The sequence below is a fragment of the Mycobacterium sp. IDUB_9 genome (assembly GCF_055419505.1).
In genome coordinates this window covers 410,006-425,835 of the sequence record NZ_JBVAXU010000001.1, presented here as the reverse complement: position 1 = coordinate 425,835, position 15,830 = coordinate 410,006, and the positions used below count along the sequence as shown (strand labels likewise).

The window sequence follows — 15,830 nt, the reverse complement described above, 5'->3', positions numbered from 1 at the left end:
TGGTGTAATCGCCCCGGGAGGTTTATCGACGTGATCAAGCCCAGCAATCCCAACTCGGAGTTCGAGTTCGGCGGAATCAACCATGTGGCACTGGTGTGCGCGGACATGGCGCGCACGGTCGACTTCTACACCAACGTGCTCGGCATGCCGCTGATCAAATCGCTGGATCTGCCCGGCGACATGGGGCAACACTTCTTCTTCGATGCGGGTAACGGGGACTGCATCGCGTTCTTCTGGTTCCGTGACGCTCCCGACGGGGTGCCCGGCATCTCGGCGCCCGCCGCCATCCCCGGCATCGGCGAATTCGTCAGCGCCACCGGTTCGCTGAACCACATCGCCCTGCATGTGCCCGCCGAGAAGTTCGATGAGTACCGGCAGAAGCTCAAGGCCAAGGGCGTGCGCGTCGGGCCGGTGCTCAACCACGACGACAGCCCGATGCAGGCCTCGGCCACAGTGCACCCAGGCGTCTACGTCCGGTCGTTCTACTTCCTCGACCCGGACGGGGTCACCCTGGAATTCGCGTGTTGGACCAAGGAATTCACCGACAACGACGCACAGACGGCGCCCAAGACGGCGGCCGACCGACGTCCGCCGGTGACTGCCGGTCGGTAGTCCGGTCCGTTACCGCTTGGTGGCGGTGACGAAGTAGCCGCGCGGCACGCCCGGAACGTCGAGCGGCACCGCCGGCGCGAACCACCGGTTCCACTTGTTGCCCGGCTCGGCCACATCGGTGACCACCGCCGACCAGCCCAGCGGTTCGCACAGTTGCTCGGGGGAGTCGGTGCCGAACAGCCACGGCGCGCCGCTGCGCTCCATCTGTTCGCGGACTGCCGCCAGCATCACGTTGTCCAGCAGCGTCTTGCCGACGATGTCGTAGAGCAGCACCGAACCGGGCGCCGACAATGCGTCGACCCGCTCGAACACCATGTGGACGGCGTCCTCGTCGAGGTACTGCAACAGTCCCTCGATCAACCACACGGCCGGTATCGTCGGGTCAAAACCGTTGGACCGCAAGGTATCGGTCCAGTCCTGCGTGAGGTCGACGCCGATGGCAACCCGTCGGCAGCGTGGTTCGTCGCCGGCCAGCACATCCGCCTTGGCGGCGATCACAGCAGGCTGGTCGAGCTCGAAGACCGTGGTGTCGTCGGGCCAGGGCAGCCGGTAGGCCCGGGCATCGAGTCCCGCGGCGAGGATCACCACCTGTTTCACCGGCGGTACGGCAGTCGACAGCGCCTCGTCCCAGAACCGGGTGCGCACCACGATCTGCACCATCGACTTGTCACCGGTGGCTGCGACCGCCTCGGCGAGCAACCGCCGGCCGGATTCACCGGAGAGTTTCTGAGCGAACGGATCGTCGAAAAGCCGGTCGGGGCGGCGGGTTTCCTCGGCGCGGATGGCCGCCACCAGGACTCCGGTATCGGCTACGGCCCGACCTGAGGTCTGTCCAGAGTTGGTCATATCGCCATCATGCGCGCCCGGCCGTGCTCGGGGCTCGGATATTTTTGCCCGGCGTCGATTGCGCCAGGAGTTGCAGCGTGTCCGCTGAACCCGAGCCCTCCGCCGTCGTCACCACGCACAGTGATTGCTCGACGTCCCGCGCGAGGTTGAGGTTCTGCATGGTGACGGTGAGCGGGCCGACGAGCGGATGGCGCAGGTCGTAGGAGTCGGCCTCGCACGGTTTCACCCGGTGATCGGCCCACAGCGTCACGAATTCCTGGTTCTTGACCGACAATTCGCCGATCAGGGCGGACAGCAGCGCATCGTCGGGATGCCGGCCGGCGGCCAGACGGAGGCTGCCGACCACGGCCCGGGCCTTGCGGTGCCAATCCCCATACAGGTCGCGTGTATGCGAATCGAGGAACAGCAGGCGGGCCAGGTTGGGCCGGTTCGCGGGGTTGTCCACCGACGTGAAATTCAGATGGCCGGCCAGCAGGGCATGGCCCAGCTCATTCCAGGCGAGTACATCGGTGCGGCGGCCGATCACCAGTACGGGCAGGTGATCCATCGAGCGCAACAGCTCACGGGTCAACGTGCTGACGCGCTCAACCGGAGGGCGGCGCGGCGGCTGTGTCCGCTGGGATGCCAACTCCCGCAGGTGTGCATGCTCGTGGCTGTCCAATTGCAGGGCCCGCGCCAGCGCGTCGAGGATCGCTTCCGAGGCATTCACCGACTGCCCCTGTTCCAGCCGCGTGTAGTAGGAAACGCTGACTCCGGCCAGCTGGGCGACCTCTTCCCGCCGCAGGCCCGCCACGCGTCGTCGTTCGCCGTACCGGGACAGCCCCACGTCCTCTGGATGCAGGCGCCCACGCCGCGCCCGCAGGAATTCGCCGAGTTGTCCGGTGGCCACCACCCCACTATGCCTCCGGTCCGACGCGCCGTGCCTGACCCTGTCAGGGGTAGGCACCGTTGGGCCTGGTTGGCCGGTCGCTGTGTTGCCAGGCTGGAGACATGAACGAAATCGTGTTGGGCGACGTCACGGTGACCCGGGTCATGGAGTACTACGGCTCGGTGCGGCTGTCGCCACAGGAGTTCTTCCCGGAGAGCCCTGCCGAGACGTGGCGGCGGAACGAAGATTGGCTGGCACCTGACTTCTACGACGCCGACCTCGATGTATGTATCTCGGCGATCCAGACCTGGTTGCTGCGTAGTGAGGGCCGGACCATCCTGGTCGACACCGGGGTGGGCAACCACAAGGAGCGGCCCCATGCCCCGGTGTGGCATCAGCTCGACACCGATTTCCTCGGCAATCTGGCCAGGGCCGGCGTCGCCCCCGAGGACGTCGACGTGGTGATCAACACCCACCTCCACGTCGACCACGTCGGCTGGAACACGTACCTCGAGGACGGCAACTGGGTCCCGACGTTCCCGAATGCCACCTATCTGATGCCGCGCGCGGACTTCGATTTCTGGAATCCGGCGAACCGCGGTGAGCCCGTCTCAGGGCGGGACAACGTCTTCCTCGACAGCGTTGCTCCCGTACACGCATCGGGGAAAACACGATTGTGGGAGAACAGCTTTCGCATCGATTCAAACCTCGCGCTCGAACCGGCGCCCGGGCATACGCCGGGCTCCGCGGTGGTCCGGCTGGAGTCTGGCGGTGACCGCGCGGTGTTCGTCGGCGACATGATGCACACCGCGCTGCAGATCGCCGAACCCGACACCAACAGCTGTTACTGCGAGGACCCGAGGCAGGCGCGGGAGACCCGGCTGCGGGTGCTGGGCGAGGCGGCCGACACCAACACACTGGTGATCCCGGCTCACTTCGGTGGCCACGGCGCGGCCGAGGTGATGCGGGACGGCGACCGGTTCGCGATCAAGGAATGGGCAGCGTTCGACCGGGTGAGAGGGGCCTGAGCATGGCTCGACCGATCGTCGAGACGACCGCCGGCGCCGTGCGGGGGTTCCAGACCTCGGAAGCGCAAACGTTTCTCGGCATCCCCTACGCCGCGCCACCCGCCGTCGTCGGTCGCTTCGCGGCCCCGGAGGTGCACGAGTCGTGGCGCGATGTCCGCGATGCCACGAGGCCCGGGCCGACCGCGCCGCAGCCACTTCGAAACAGCTTCGGGCGCTTGGATATGTCGCCCTTCTTCGGGCCCGGCTGGGTGCGGGATCCCGACTACCTCACCGTCAATGTGTGGGCGCCGCCGGACGCGCGGGATTGTCCCGTCATGGTGTTCGTCCACGGCGGTGGCTTCGTGGCCGGCTCCACCCGCTCGCCGCTCTATGACGGCGGCGCCTTCGCCCGCGACGGCGTCGTGCTGGTGACGGTGACCTATCGACTGGGGGTCACCGGATTCCTGGACCTGCCCGGAGCGGTCGCCAACCGTGGCCTGCTCGACGTGCTGGCCGCGCTGGACTGGGTGCAGGCCAACATCAGGGCCTTCGGCGGAGATCCCGGCAACGTCACCCTGTTCGGCCAGTCTGCCGGCGCGACGCTCACTGCGGGAGTGCTGGCCACACCCGGCGTGCACCGGTTGATCCGTCGGGCAATCATGCAGAGCGGCAATGGATTCGGTGCGTTCAGCCCGGACCAGGCCGCCCGGGTCGCCGCGGCGGCGGCCGAGGCTCTGGGTGTCGAGCCCACCGTCGCCGGTTTCGACCGGGTGTCTGACGAGCAGTTCGTCGAGGTGCTCCCCAGGCTGGCCGGTCTGGATCTGCGCACCGGAGGGCACTTCGACCCGCTGCTGGGTCTGAGCCCGTTCAGCCTGGTGCTGGAAGAACAGCCGGTGCTGCGTCTCAATCCCGACGTGGGGCTGTTGATCGGGACCAACACCGAGGAGGGCAACCTGTATCTGGTTCCGCAGGGCAAGTTCGACGCATCGACCCGTGCGGACGTCGAGCAGCTCGCCTCGCAGGTGGGCAGCGACCCGGCCGCGCTCGTCCGGCGGTATCGCTTGCGCTTCCCCCACGCGGGGTGGGGTGAGCTGCGTTCGGCAATGCTCGGTGACGCGTTGTTCCGGACGGGCAGTGACGGTACGGCGCGAGCCCACGCGGAGCAGGGTGGCGCCGCGACGCACCGTTACGAATTCTCGTGGCGGTCAAAGGCGGTGGATGGCGCGTTGGGGGCAGCGCATGCGGTGGAGCTGCCATTCGTGTTCGACCGGATCGGACTGGAGTCGTTGCGTGGCCCCGGCGCCCTGCTCGGCCCCGACGAACCTCCGGCTGGTTTGGCCGCCGAGATGCACGCCGCCTGGGTCGGTTACGGCAGCACGGGGGACCCTGGCTGGGAACCTTCGGCGACGCGCCGATTCGCCGGGCCCGGCACGTCAGCTCCCGGGTTGTTGCATACCGGCCAGCGCGTCGAGCATCGATCGCAACTGGTCGATGAGCTGGTCGGGGGAGTGGGTGATCTCGCCGGACAGCCACGCGCTGATCGTCTGGGTTACCCCGCCGACGGCGAAATGTGATGTGGCTCTGAGGTAGTCGTTCGTGCGGAGCTGCAGCGCATCGCCGGCGTGCTGACCGAGCAGCGCGGCGAAGAGTGCAGTGGATTCGGCACGCTTACGCGCCAGTACGTCGTTGGACAGTTTGACGCTGAACAGCAGCCGGCCGATCCGCGGATCTTTGGCGATCAGATGCACGATGTTGGTCATACCGGCGGTGGTCTGGTCGGCGAGCGGCACAGCCGCGACGGCGGCCTGCGTCGAGGTCGCGATATCGGCGATCACCCAGTCGTAGACCGCGGCGATGAAGTCGTTCTTGTCGGTGAAGCTCTCGTAGAAATACCGTGCGGCCAGCCCCGCGGTGCGACACACCGCGCGCACGGTGACCTCGGCGTCCTCGGCGCCCAGCAGATCCAGCCCGGCCTCGAGTAGCTGGCTGCGACGCTGCGCCAGGCGGTCGGCCGCTTCGACGCCGCGGTACGGGCGGACCTGCTTCACCCACACATCTTGACACCTGTCAGTCTGGCAGGCCAGTATCAGGAAACACAGGTTCTCAGTTTCCAGGAGGAGTGGCCATGACGGTCCGCGAACCGATCCCGCACGTCGAGCGGCCGATGAACGAGTCGGCGCGTCCCGGGGCCGTGCCCAAGCGTCGGCGGGGCGCCGGTTTCGACGACGGGCTGATGGGTGTGGCGCTGCTGGCGGGCCCCGCCAACGTGATCATGCAGCTGGCCAACCCCGGCGTCGGCTACGGCGTCGTCGAGAGCCGCGTCGAGAGCGGCCGCACCGACCTGCACCCGGTCAAGCGGGCCAGGACCACCTTCACCTACCTGGCCGTGGCCACCCGGGGCAGCGACGCGCAGAAGGCGGCCTACCGGCGGGCGGTCAACAAGGCGCACGCGCAGGTGTACTCCACCGAGGACAGCCCGGTGAAGTACAACGCGTTCGACAAGAACCTTCAGCTCTGGGTGGCGGCCTGCCTCTACAAGGGCGGGGTCGACGTGTTCCGGATGTTCATCGGTGAGTTGGACGACGAGACCGCCGACCGGCACTACCGCGACAGCGTCACGATGGGCACCACTCTGCAGGTGCCCGAGGACATGTGGCCGGCTGACCGGGCCGCGTTCGACCGGTATTGGGAGGAATCCCTGGAACAGCTGCGCATCGACGACACCGTGCGGGGCTACTTGTATCCGATCGCCGCGGGTCGGCCGAAGAATCCGAAACTGCCCCGCTTCGTGCAGAGCCGACTCGATGCGGTCGCCCTGCTGATCACCACGGGATTCCTGCCGCAGCGGTTCCGGGAGGAGATGCGGTTGCCGTGGGACACCGAGAGCCAGAAGCGGTTCGACCGGCTGATCTCTGTGCTGCGCACGATCAACGACCTGCTGCCGTCGGTCCTGCGGCAGTTCCCGTTCAACGTGCTGCTCAAAGACCTCGACTGGCGGATTCGGACCGGTCGACCGCTGGTTTAGAGGGGCCGGATGTGCGGCACCGAGTTGAACCGGGCGAAGTCCCGATCCAGCGTGACCACGTCGCAGTGGTGTTCGGCAGCGATGGCCGCCAGAACCGCGTCCGGTATCAGGTCGCCTACGGCATCGGCCTCATCGCACAGGTCCTGCAGCAGCGTGAGATGGCGGGCTCCGGGCCCGACTCTCAAGTGATTGGGCTGGGCTTCCACCGCCGTGATGAACGAGAACGCTGCGTTGCGGGGCGTGGGGATCTCGAAGATTCGCCGATTGGTAGCGATTCGTAGAAACGAGCCCCACACCACTGCTGGGACTGAGAAGGGTTCCTCGGCGTCGAGCATCCGATCGAACCAGGTGATGACGGATTCGTGATCGGGGTGGTCGCTGCGGTGGACTGCGAGTACGACGTTCACGTCGAGTAGATGCACGCGTGCCTACCGCAGCGCGTTGAGTTCGACGCCGTCGTCGAGGGTTGCGTGCAACTCCCGGTTGGACCGCAGATCAACGCCGGGGCGCGGCCCGTTGCCCCCGGTGAACACCGGAATGGCGGGCCGAGGCGCCGAGCTCTGCTCGGCTGCCAGCTCACGGCGCAGCGCGTCTTCGACGAGTGAACCCAGCGACTGCCCCCGTTGCCGAGCGCGATGCTTGGCAGCAGCCAGCAGTTCGTCCGCGATGGCGATGGTGGTGCGCATGATGTCATCCTATGCGCATCACACGCATCAACGAGCGATGATGACGCGCGGACGGGTGCCAGGCTCCCGGCGTATTGTCGCGCGCGTGAGTACCGGACGAACAGACAATGACAACTGGGATATCACCACAAGCGTAGGCTCGACGGCGCTATTCGTCGCTGCCTCAAGGGCATTGGAGGCCAGGAAGCCCGATCCGCTCGCCGTCGACCAGTATGCCGAGGCGTTCTGTCGCGCGGTCGGCGGCGAATGGACGGCCGCGGTCGAGGGCACCGACCCCGAGCATCCGCTGCAGACCGAATTCGGTGAGAGCTTCGTCAACTTCCAGGGCGCCCGGACCAAGTACTTCGACGAGTACTTCCTCCGGGCCATCGACGCCGGGATCACACAGGTTGTGCTGTTGGCGGCCGGTCTGGACTCGCGGGCCTACCGCCTGCCATGGCTCGACGGCACCGTGGTCTACGAGCTGGATCAGCCCCGGGTGCTCGAGTTCAAGCGCGAGACTGTCGAGCGGCTGGGTGAGGCGCCGACGGCCGAGCGGCGCGAGGTGGCGATTGATCTCCGGGAGGACTGGCCGGCGGCGCTGCGCGCGAGCGGCTTCGATCCGTCGCGGCCGTCGGCCTGGATTGCCGAGGGGCTGTTGATCTATCTGCCCGCCACAGCACAGGAACAGTTGTTTGCTGGCATTGATGCGCTCGCCGCGCCGGGCAGCTTCGTCGGTATCGAGGAAGCGATGCCGATGCCGGACGAGGCGTTCGAGGCCAAGCGCGCCGAAGCCCTGTCATCCGGTGAGGAGAACGCGTTCTTCACTCTCGTCTACAACCAGCAACACGCGCCCGCAGAGCAGTGGTTCGGCGCGCATGGCTGGGAAGCCGCTGTGACACCGCTGCACGACCTTCTGCGCCGAGCGGGCCGGCCCGTTCCCGGTCCGGAATCAGAAGCAGGCCTGATGACGGGAACTATCACCTTGGTGGCTGCGACCAAAAGGTGAGGCAGTTCACGAGCTAGCCAGACTACGTGCCTCTCGACAGTTAAGTTATGCAATGCTAACTTCAGCAAAAGTTAGCTTAGCCATACATAAGGGAGAGATTCGGGGGCTTAGTCGCTCCCGTGCACGCATATGGGTAGTGACACGCTTGCGGCTCCGCCTCAGGGAGCGCCCCGGCTCGATCGCGATGTGATCAGCCGTTTCGCCACATGTTGTCGTGCGCTGGGCTTGACGGTGAACGACCGGCAGCGTCCGGCCGATCTCGCCGCAGCCCGGTCCGGCTTTGCTGGACTGGCACACATCGCGCACGACCACTGTGACGCCTGGACCGGACTGGCCGCCGCGGGCGACGTATCCGGTGTGGTCATCGACGCGGTGTGGCGGACCCGGGCCAGCGCCGGTCTGCTGCAACGCGAGATCGACCTCGCTGCCGGCGACCTCGGTTTCACCTATGACAGCGGGCTGTACCTGCAGTTCCGTGCCAGCGAGGTGGACGACTTCCAGCTGGCCTACGCGGCGCGGTGCGCCGCGCAGGGCCAGCTCGCCGAGGCCGACGCGCTCGTGGGCGAGCTGCTCGCCCGCCGGCCGGGCTGGTTGAACGCCACCTGGCTGCGGGTGGCGATCAACCACCGGGCCCAGCGCTGGAACGACGTGGTGCGGCTGCTCACCCCCGTCGTCACCGACTCGTCCCTCGACGAGGTCACCGGTCACGCCGCGCGAATCACCCTGGGCATCGCGCTGGCCCGGCTCGGCATGCCGGCGCCCGCCTTGTCGTACCTGGAGGACCCGTCCGGCCCGGTCGCGGTGGCCGCGCTCGACGGCGCGCTGGCGAAGGCACTGACCTTGCGCGGGCAGGGCGAGGATGAAGACGCAGGCGAGGTGCTGCAGGACCTCTTCGCCGCGCACCCCGAAAACAAGCAGGTCGAAGAGGCTCTGTCGGATCCGACGTTCGGGCTGCTGATCACCAACGCCGCACGCATCGACGCCCGGTCCGACCCGTGGGACCCGGACACCGAACCGTCAGAATCCGACTTCGTCGACCCGGGGGCCAAGGAGCGCAAGGCACATCTGCTCGTCGAGGCCGAAGCCGAGCTCGCCGAGTTCATCGGCCTGGAAGAAGTGAAGTTCCAGGTGGCGCGGCTCAAGAGCTCGGTCGCCATGTCGATCCGGCGCCAGGAGCGCGGGCTGGCCGTGGCGCAGCGCACCAACCACCTCGTGTTCGCCGGCCCGCCTGGAACGGGTAAGACCACCATCGCCCGCGTCGTCGCCAAGATCTATTGCGGCTTGGGGCTTCTCAAGAAGGAGACGGTCCGCGAGGTGCACCGCGCCGACCTGATCGGCCAGCACATCGGTGAGACCGAGGCCAAGACCAACGCCATCATCGACAGCGCGCTGGACGGCGTGCTGTTCCTCGACGAGGCCTACGCACTGGTGTCCACCGGCGCCAAGAACGACTTCGGTCTGGTCGCCATCGACACGCTGCTGGCCCGCATGGAGAACGACCGCGACCGGCTCGTCGTGATCGTCGCGGGCTACCGCAAGGACCTTGACAGCTTCCTGGACACCAACGAAGGTCTGCGCTCGCGCTTCACCCGCAGCATCGACTTCCCGTCGTACTCCTCGTCCGAACTCGTCGAGATCGCCGAGCGGATGGCCGAGAAGCGTGACAGCACGTTCGAAAAGGCCGCGCACGACGACATGGAGAAGCTGTTCGGTTATCTGGCCGAGGCAACCATGCCCGACGCCAACGGTGTTCCGCGCCGCAGCCTCGACATCGCCGGTAACGGCCGCTTCGTCCGCAACCTGGTCGAGCGCTCCGAGGAGGAGCGCGAGTACCGCCTCGATCATTCCGACAATGACGACTTCACCGACGAGGAGATGATGACGATCACCGCCGGTGACGTGAACAGTTCTGCCGGCCCGCTGCTGCGCGGCCTGGGTCTGACGGTGCCCGCATGACCGCGCCCGGCCCTTCCGACGAGCGTCGTTCCTTCACCTCCCGCACGCCGTCCAACGAAAACCCCGACCAGGTGTCGTACCGGCGCGGCTTTGTCACCAAGAACCAGGTCACCGGCTGGCGATTCGTCATGCGCCGCATCGCTTCTGGCGTCGCGCTGCACGACACCCGCATGCTGGTGGACCCGCTGCGTACGCAAAGCCGTGCGGTGCTGACCGGCGCATTGATCGTGATCACCGGCTTGGTCGGCTGTTTCTTGTTCTCCTTGTTCCGACCCGGTGGGACTGCCGGGAACGATGCCGTTCTCGCCGACCGGTCCACGGCTGCGCTGTACGTGCGGGTGGGCGAACAGTTACATCCCGTGCTCAACCTGACCTCGGCGCGATTGATCACCGGCAAGTCGGACAACCCGAGCACGGTCAAGACCAGTGAGATCGACAAGTTCCCGCGCGGCAACCTGCTGGGCATCCCCGGCGCGCCGGAGCGGATGGTGCAGAGCGCCGGCACCGACGCGGATTGGACTGTGTGCGATGCGGTCTCGGGCGCCAACGCCGGAGTGACCGTCATCGCCGGCAACCTCGCATCGGGCGGTGAGCGTGCCCTGACGCTGACGTCCGACCAGGCGGTCCTGGTGCACAACGCGGAAGGCCCGACGCCGGGCGACTGGCTGCTGTGGGACGGCAAGCGCAGCTCGATCGATCTGGCCAACCGCGCCGTCACCGATGCCCTCGGTCTCGGCGGGCAGATCCCCGCGCCGCGGCCGATCGCCGCCGGCCTGTTCAACGCCATCCCCGAAGCCCCGGCACTGGCGGCTCCGCACATCGCCGACGCCGGTGCGCCGACGAGCTACGAGCTGTCGACGCCGGTGCCCATCGGCGGCGTGGTGGCGGCGTACGACGCCGACAACACCGCCCGCTACTACGCGGTGCTGAATGACGGTCTACAGCCGGTCTCGCCGGTCCTGGCCTCGATCCTGCGGAACACCAACTCCTATGGCTTGGACCAGGCGCCGCGGATCGGGCCCGACGAGGTGTCGCGGATGCCCGTCTCACGTGCCATCGACACCGCCGGTTACCCGAGCACACCGGTCAAGCTGGTTGCGTCGTCGACCGCCCCGGTGACCTGTGCCCAATGGATCAAGCCGACGGGTGCCACCGAGAGCAAGCTGGCGGTCCTCTCCGGTGCGGCATTGCCGGTGCCGGACGGCCTGCACACCGTCGATCTGGTCGGAGCGGGCAGCAACGGCGCCGCAAGCCGGGTCGCGCTCACCCCGGGCAGCGGTTACTTCGTCCAGACCGTCGGGGCCGAGCCAGGTTCGCCGACCGCAGGCTCGTTGTTCTGGGTCAGCGACACCGGCGTCCGCTACGGCATCGAAACCGCCGGTGACGACAAAGTTGTTGCGGCGCTTGGCCTCACCTCGCCGGCCCTACCCATTCCCTGGTCGATCCTGACGCAGTTCGCGGCCGGCCCGACCCTGTCCCGTGGCGACGCCCTGACCGCTCATGATGCGCTGTCGTCCAATGCCAATGCTGCCCGCCTGGAGGCGACCCGCTAATGAGTAGGCTGATCTTCGAGCACCAGCGCAGGCTGGCTCCGCCGACCACCCGCAAGGGCACCATCACGATCGAGCCGCCGCCCCAGTTGGAGCGGATCGTTCCCCCGTCACTGCTGCGCCGGGTGCTGCCTTACCTGATCGTCATCCTGATCGTGGGCATGATCGTGGCCCTTTTCGCCACCGGGATGCGGATGATCTCGCCGACCATGCTGTTCTTCCCGTTCGTGCTGCTGCTGGCCGCCACCGCGCTGTACCGCGGCGGCAACAAGATGCGCACCGAGGAGGTCGACGCCGAACGCGCCGATTACCTGCGCTACCTGTCGGTGGTGCGCGACAACGTCCGTGCGCATGCCGGTGAGCAGCGTGCGGCGCTGGAGTGGTCGCACCCGGAGCCCGAGGTGCTGGCCACCGTCCCGGGTACCCGCCGGCAGTGGGAACGTGACCCGCGTGACCGCGACTTCCTGGTGCTGCGCGCCGGGCTGCACGATGTGCCACTGGATGCGGCGCTGAAGGTCAAGGACACCGCCGACGAGATCGACCTGGAGCCGGTGTCGCACAGCACCCTTCGTGGTCTGCTCGACGTGCAGCGCACCGTGCGCGATGCCCCGACCGGCATCGACGTCACCAAGCTCGCCCGGATCACCGTGATCGGTGAGGCCGAAGAAGTCCGCGATGCGCTGCGCGCCTGGATCGCCCAGGCCGTCACCTGGCACGACCCGACCATGCTCGGGGTGGCCCTGGCTTCTCCCGATGTCGACTCCGAGGCCTGGTCGTGGCTGAAGTGGCTTCCGCACGTGGACATTCCGTCGCAGGCCGACGGTGTCGGCCCGGCCCGGTACCTGACGACCGGCGTCACCGAGCTGCGCGGACAGCTCGATTGGGCGCTGACCGGCCGGCCCGCGTTCCCCGCCGAGGCGGACCAGGTCCTCAAGCATCTGCTGGTCGTCCTCGACGATCCCGAAGCCGATCCCGACGACATCGCGCGGAAGCCAGGTCTGACCGGCGTCACCGTGATCCACCGCAGCGACAAGCTGCCCAACCGCGAGCAGTACCCGGATCCCGAGCGGCCCATCCTGCGGGTCACCGAAGGCCGGATCGAGCGCTGGCAGAGCAGCGGCTGGCAGCCCTACGTCAATCAGGCTGACACGATGTCGGCTGCCGAGGCGGCCCACATCGCGCGGCGGCTGTCGCGTTGGGATTCCAATCCCGGCTACGTGCGGTCCACCGCTACCGGCGGCGCCACCTTCGGCACGCTGCTCGACATCCCGGATGCTTCGGCGCTGGACGTGGCGAGCCTGTGGGCCCCGCGCAACCGCGACGACGAGCTACGGGTGCCGATCGGCGTCACCGCCACCGGCGAGCCGCTGTACTTCGACCTCAAGGACGAGGCCGAGGGCGGTATGGGCCCGCACGGCCTGATGATCGGTATGACGGGCTCGGGCAAGTCCCAGACCCTGATGTCGATCCTGTTGTCGCTGTTGACCACTCACTCCGCTGAGCGGCTCATCGTGATCTACGCCGACTTCAAGGGTGAGGCCGGCGCCGACATCTTCCGCAATTTCCCGCAGGTCGTCGCGGTCATCTCGAACATGGCCGAGAAGAAGTCGCTGGCCGATCGGTTCGCCGACACCCTGCGCGGTGAGGTGGCCCGCCGTGAGCAGGTGCTCAAGGAAGCCGGCCGCCGCGTGCAGGGCAGCGCGTTCAACTCGGTCACCGAGTATGAGGCTGCCATCGCAGCCGGACATGACCTGCCCCCGATGCCGACGCTGTTCGTGGTCGCCGACGAGTTCACCCTGATGCTCGCCGACCATCCCGAGTACGCCGACCTGTTCGATTACGTCGCGCGCAAGGGCCGCTCGTTCCGGATTCACATCCTGTTCGCGTCGCAGACCCTGGACGTGGGCCGGATCAAGGACATCGACAAGAACACGTCGTACCGGATCGGTCTGAAGGTGGCCAGCCCCAGCATCTCTCGTCAGATCATCGGGGTCGAGGACGCCTATCACATCGAGTCGGGTCGCGAGCACAAGGGCGAAGGCTTCCTGGTGCCCGCCCCGGGCGCGGTGCCGGTCAAGTTCCGCAGCACCTACGTCGACGGCATCTACGATCCGCCGCGGGCCGAGAAGTCGATCGTGGTGCGGGCGCTGCCGCAGCCACAGCTGTTCACCGCCTCGCGCGTTGAGCCCGAGCCCGATACGGTGATCGTCACGAACGAGCCAGAGGTCAACGTCGCGCCACCGCGCAAGCTGATCGCCACCATCGGCGACCAGTTGGCCGCCTACGGCCCGCAGGCACCGAAGCTGTGGCTGCCGCCGCTGGACGGCGCGATTGCGCTGGACGACGTGTTGGCCCGCACCGAGATCGAGCCCGGTCAACTGCGTTGGCCGCTGGGCGAGATCGACAAGCCGTTCGAGATGCGCCGGGATGCCTTGGTGTTCGATGCCAACTCGTCGGCAGCCAACGTGCTGATCCACGGTGGTCCGCGCTCGGGCAAGTCGACCGCACTGCAGACCTTCGTGCTGTCGGCGGCTGCGTTGCACTCGCCGAGCGAGGTGAGCTTCTACTGCCTGGATTACGGCGGCGGACAGCTCGCCGGCCTGGCCGATCTGGCGCATGTCGGCAGTGTCGCCACGCCGCTGGAGCCCGAACGCATCCGCCGCACCTTCGGTGAGCTCGAGCAGCTGCTGCGGGCCCGCCAGCGCCAGGGTGCGGTGAGCCGGGTGGGCAGCTCCACCGGAAAGTATGAAGACGGCTACGGCGAGGTTTTCTTCGTCATCGACAACCTGTACGCGTTCAGCCGGGACAACACCGACACGTTCAACACCCGTAATCCGCTGCTGGCCAAGGTGACCGAGCTGGCCAACACCGGCCTCGCCTACGGCATCCATGTCGTGATCACCACGCCGAACTGGCTGGAGGTACCGCTCGCGATGCGTGACGGCCTGGGCCTGCGCTTGGAGCTCAAGCTGCACGACAGCCACGACAGCATCGTGCGGGTGGTCGGTGCGCTGCGCCGCCCGGCGGAGTCCGTACCTGCCGATCAGCCGGGCCGAGGCCTGACCATGGCCGCCGAGCACTTCCTGTTCGCCGAGCCAGAGCTGAGCGATATCGCCGTCATCAACTCCCGCTACCCGGGGCAGACCGCACCGCCGGTGCGCCTGCTGCCCACCGCGCTGGCCCCCGCCGTGCTGGCGCCGCTCTACCCGGCCCCCGAGCGGGTGGTCATCGGTCAGCGCGAAGAGGATCTGGCACCGGTGGTGCTGGACTTCAAGGACAACCCGTTGCTGACGGTGTTCGGCGATACGAAGTCGGGTAAGACCACGCTGCTGCGTCACATCATCCGGACCATCCGGGAGAACTCCCGGCCGGACGAGGTGGCCTTCACCGTCGTCGACCGACGGCTGCACCTGGTGGAGGAGCCGTTGTTCCCGGACAACGAGTACACGGCCAACATCGACCGCGTGCTGCCGGCGATGCTGGGTCTGTCGGCACTCATCGAGAAGCGCCGTCCGCCGGCCGGTTTGAGCCCGCAGGAACTCAGCGCGTGGAATCAGCGGTCAGGACCCGACGGTCACATCCACTACCTGATCATCGACGACGTCGACCAGATTCCCGACGGCCCCGCGGTCAGCGGTCCGTTCGCCGGGCAACGCCCGTGGACCAACATCGTCGGACTGTTGGCCGAGGCCACCGATCTGGGTCTGCGCGTCATCGTGACGGCCCGGGCCACCGGATCGGCGCACGCCGTGATGACGGCACCGCTGCTGCGTCGTCTCAACGATCTGCAGGCGACCACCCTGATGCTGTCGGGCAATCCGGCCGACAGCGGCAAGCTCCGCGGACACCGGTTCGCCCGGTTCCCCGCGGGTCGCGGCATGTTGCTCGGGGACGGCGACGCGCCCGAGTTCGTCCAGCTCGTCAACCCACTCATCGATGACACGGCACTTTCCGTGAACAACGGGCGAAAGGAATTCTGATGACATTGCGGGTAGTTCCAGAAGGATTGACCGCCGCCAGCGCGGCCGTCGAGGCGCTCACCGCGCGGCTGGCCGCCGCGCACGCCGCGGCCGCACCCCTGGTCTCAGCGGTGATTCCGCCTGCGGCCGACGCGGTTTCGCTGCAGACCGCGACCGGGTTCAGCACCCACGGCGCCCAGCACACGGCGATCGCGGCCCAGGGCGTGGAGGAGCTCGGACGCTCGGGCGTCGGCGTCGGCGAGTCCGGTGCCAGCTACATCACCGGTGACGCGATGGCGGCTTCGTCCTACATGACTGCGCGCGGCATCTGAG

At 67.6% G+C, this 15,830-nt stretch carries 13 protein-coding genes and 1 pseudogene; 9 read left to right on the top strand and 5 right to left on the bottom strand.

Annotated features, from left to right (window positions below):
- Positions 1-30: 30 nt before the first annotated feature.
- On the top strand, positions 31-612 hold the full coding sequence (locus ACZY08_RS02140; RefSeq protein ID WP_463742967.1) for a VOC family protein: 582 nt from the start codon (positions 31-33) through the stop codon (positions 610-612).
- Positions 613-621: 9 nt separating this feature from the next.
- On the opposite strand, the gene ACZY08_RS02135 is transcribed toward ACZY08_RS02140, so the two are convergent.
- Both ACZY08_RS02135 and ACZY08_RS02130 read right to left on the bottom strand, forming a co-directional pair.
- A complete protein-coding gene (locus ACZY08_RS02135) occupies positions 622-1,458 on the bottom strand; it encodes an SAM-dependent methyltransferase (protein WP_463742966.1) in 837 nt (278 codons plus the stop codon).
- A 7-nt stretch (positions 1,459-1,465) separates the two neighbouring features.
- Positions 1,466-2,347, bottom strand: a complete 882-nt coding sequence (locus ACZY08_RS02130; protein WP_463742965.1) for a helix-turn-helix transcriptional regulator — start codon at positions 2,345-2,347, stop codon at positions 1,466-1,468.
- Between the two features lie 101 nt (positions 2,348-2,448).
- On the opposite strand from ACZY08_RS02130, the gene ACZY08_RS02125 reads away from it, so the two are divergent.
- Both ACZY08_RS02125 and ACZY08_RS02120 read left to right on the top strand, forming a co-directional pair.
- On the top strand, positions 2,449-3,354 hold the full coding sequence (locus ACZY08_RS02125; RefSeq protein WP_463742964.1) for an MBL fold metallo-hydrolase: 906 nt from the start codon (positions 2,449-2,451) through the stop codon (positions 3,352-3,354).
- A gap of 2 nt (positions 3,355-3,356) precedes the next feature.
- Positions 3,357-4,751: pseudogene (locus ACZY08_RS02120) on the top strand (carboxylesterase/lipase family protein); the annotation flags it as partial.
- A gap of 15 nt (positions 4,752-4,766) precedes the next feature.
- Here the strand turns inward: ACZY08_RS02120 and ACZY08_RS02115 are convergent.
- Entirely contained in the window at positions 4,767-5,381 is a 615-nt protein-coding gene (locus ACZY08_RS02115; protein WP_463742963.1) for a TetR/AcrR family transcriptional regulator, read from the bottom strand.
- 77 nt (positions 5,382-5,458) lie between these two features.
- Here ACZY08_RS02115 and ACZY08_RS02110 point away from each other — a divergent pair, with 77 nt between their 5' ends.
- Positions 5,459-6,358, top strand: a complete 900-nt coding sequence (locus ACZY08_RS02110; protein ID WP_463742962.1) for an oxygenase MpaB family protein — start codon at positions 5,459-5,461, stop codon at positions 6,356-6,358.
- On the opposite strand, the gene ACZY08_RS02105 is transcribed toward ACZY08_RS02110, so the two are convergent.
- Together ACZY08_RS02105 and ACZY08_RS02100 are read right to left on the bottom strand one after the other, a co-directional pair.
- Positions 6,355-6,780: a TA system VapC family ribonuclease toxin gene (locus ACZY08_RS02105; protein ID WP_463742961.1), complete on the bottom strand. Its 426-nt coding sequence runs from the start codon at positions 6,778-6,780 to the stop codon at positions 6,355-6,357. The two genes, ACZY08_RS02110 and ACZY08_RS02105, sit on opposite strands and share 4 nt — an antisense overlap.
- Before the next feature lie 6 nt (positions 6,781-6,786).
- A complete protein-coding gene (locus ACZY08_RS02100) occupies positions 6,787-7,044 on the bottom strand; it encodes an antitoxin (protein WP_463742960.1) in 258 nt (85 codons plus the stop codon).
- Positions 7,045-7,084: 40 nt separating this feature from the next.
- Between ACZY08_RS02100 and ACZY08_RS02095 the strand changes: the two genes are divergently transcribed.
- From ACZY08_RS02095 to ACZY08_RS02075, 5 genes are all read left to right on the top strand, one after another.
- Positions 7,085-8,032, top strand: a complete 948-nt coding sequence (locus ACZY08_RS02095) for a class I SAM-dependent methyltransferase (protein WP_463744108.1) — start codon at positions 7,085-7,087, stop codon at positions 8,030-8,032.
- A 186-nt stretch (positions 8,033-8,218) separates the two neighbouring features.
- Positions 8,219-9,988: a type VII secretion AAA-ATPase EccA gene (gene eccA / locus ACZY08_RS02090; protein ID WP_463742959.1), complete on the top strand. Its 1,770-nt coding sequence runs from the start codon at positions 8,219-8,221 to the stop codon at positions 9,986-9,988.
- Positions 9,985-11,541: a type VII secretion protein EccB gene (gene eccB, locus ACZY08_RS02085; RefSeq protein WP_463742958.1), complete on the top strand. Its 1,557-nt coding sequence runs from the start codon at positions 9,985-9,987 to the stop codon at positions 11,539-11,541. Before eccA ends, eccB begins: the two co-directional genes overlap by 4 nt.
- Positions 11,541-15,518 (top strand): type VII secretion protein EccCa, encoded by a 3,978-nt coding sequence (eccCa, locus tag ACZY08_RS02080; RefSeq protein WP_463742957.1) that lies wholly within the window; start codon positions 11,541-11,543, stop codon positions 15,516-15,518. Before eccB ends, eccCa begins: the two co-directional genes overlap by 1 nt.
- Positions 15,518-15,829 (top strand): PE family protein, encoded by a 312-nt coding sequence (locus ACZY08_RS02075; RefSeq protein WP_463742956.1) that lies wholly within the window; start codon positions 15,518-15,520, stop codon positions 15,827-15,829. The genes eccCa and ACZY08_RS02075 overlap by 1 nt, the downstream gene beginning before the upstream one ends.
- Position 15,830 lies beyond the last annotated feature (1 nt).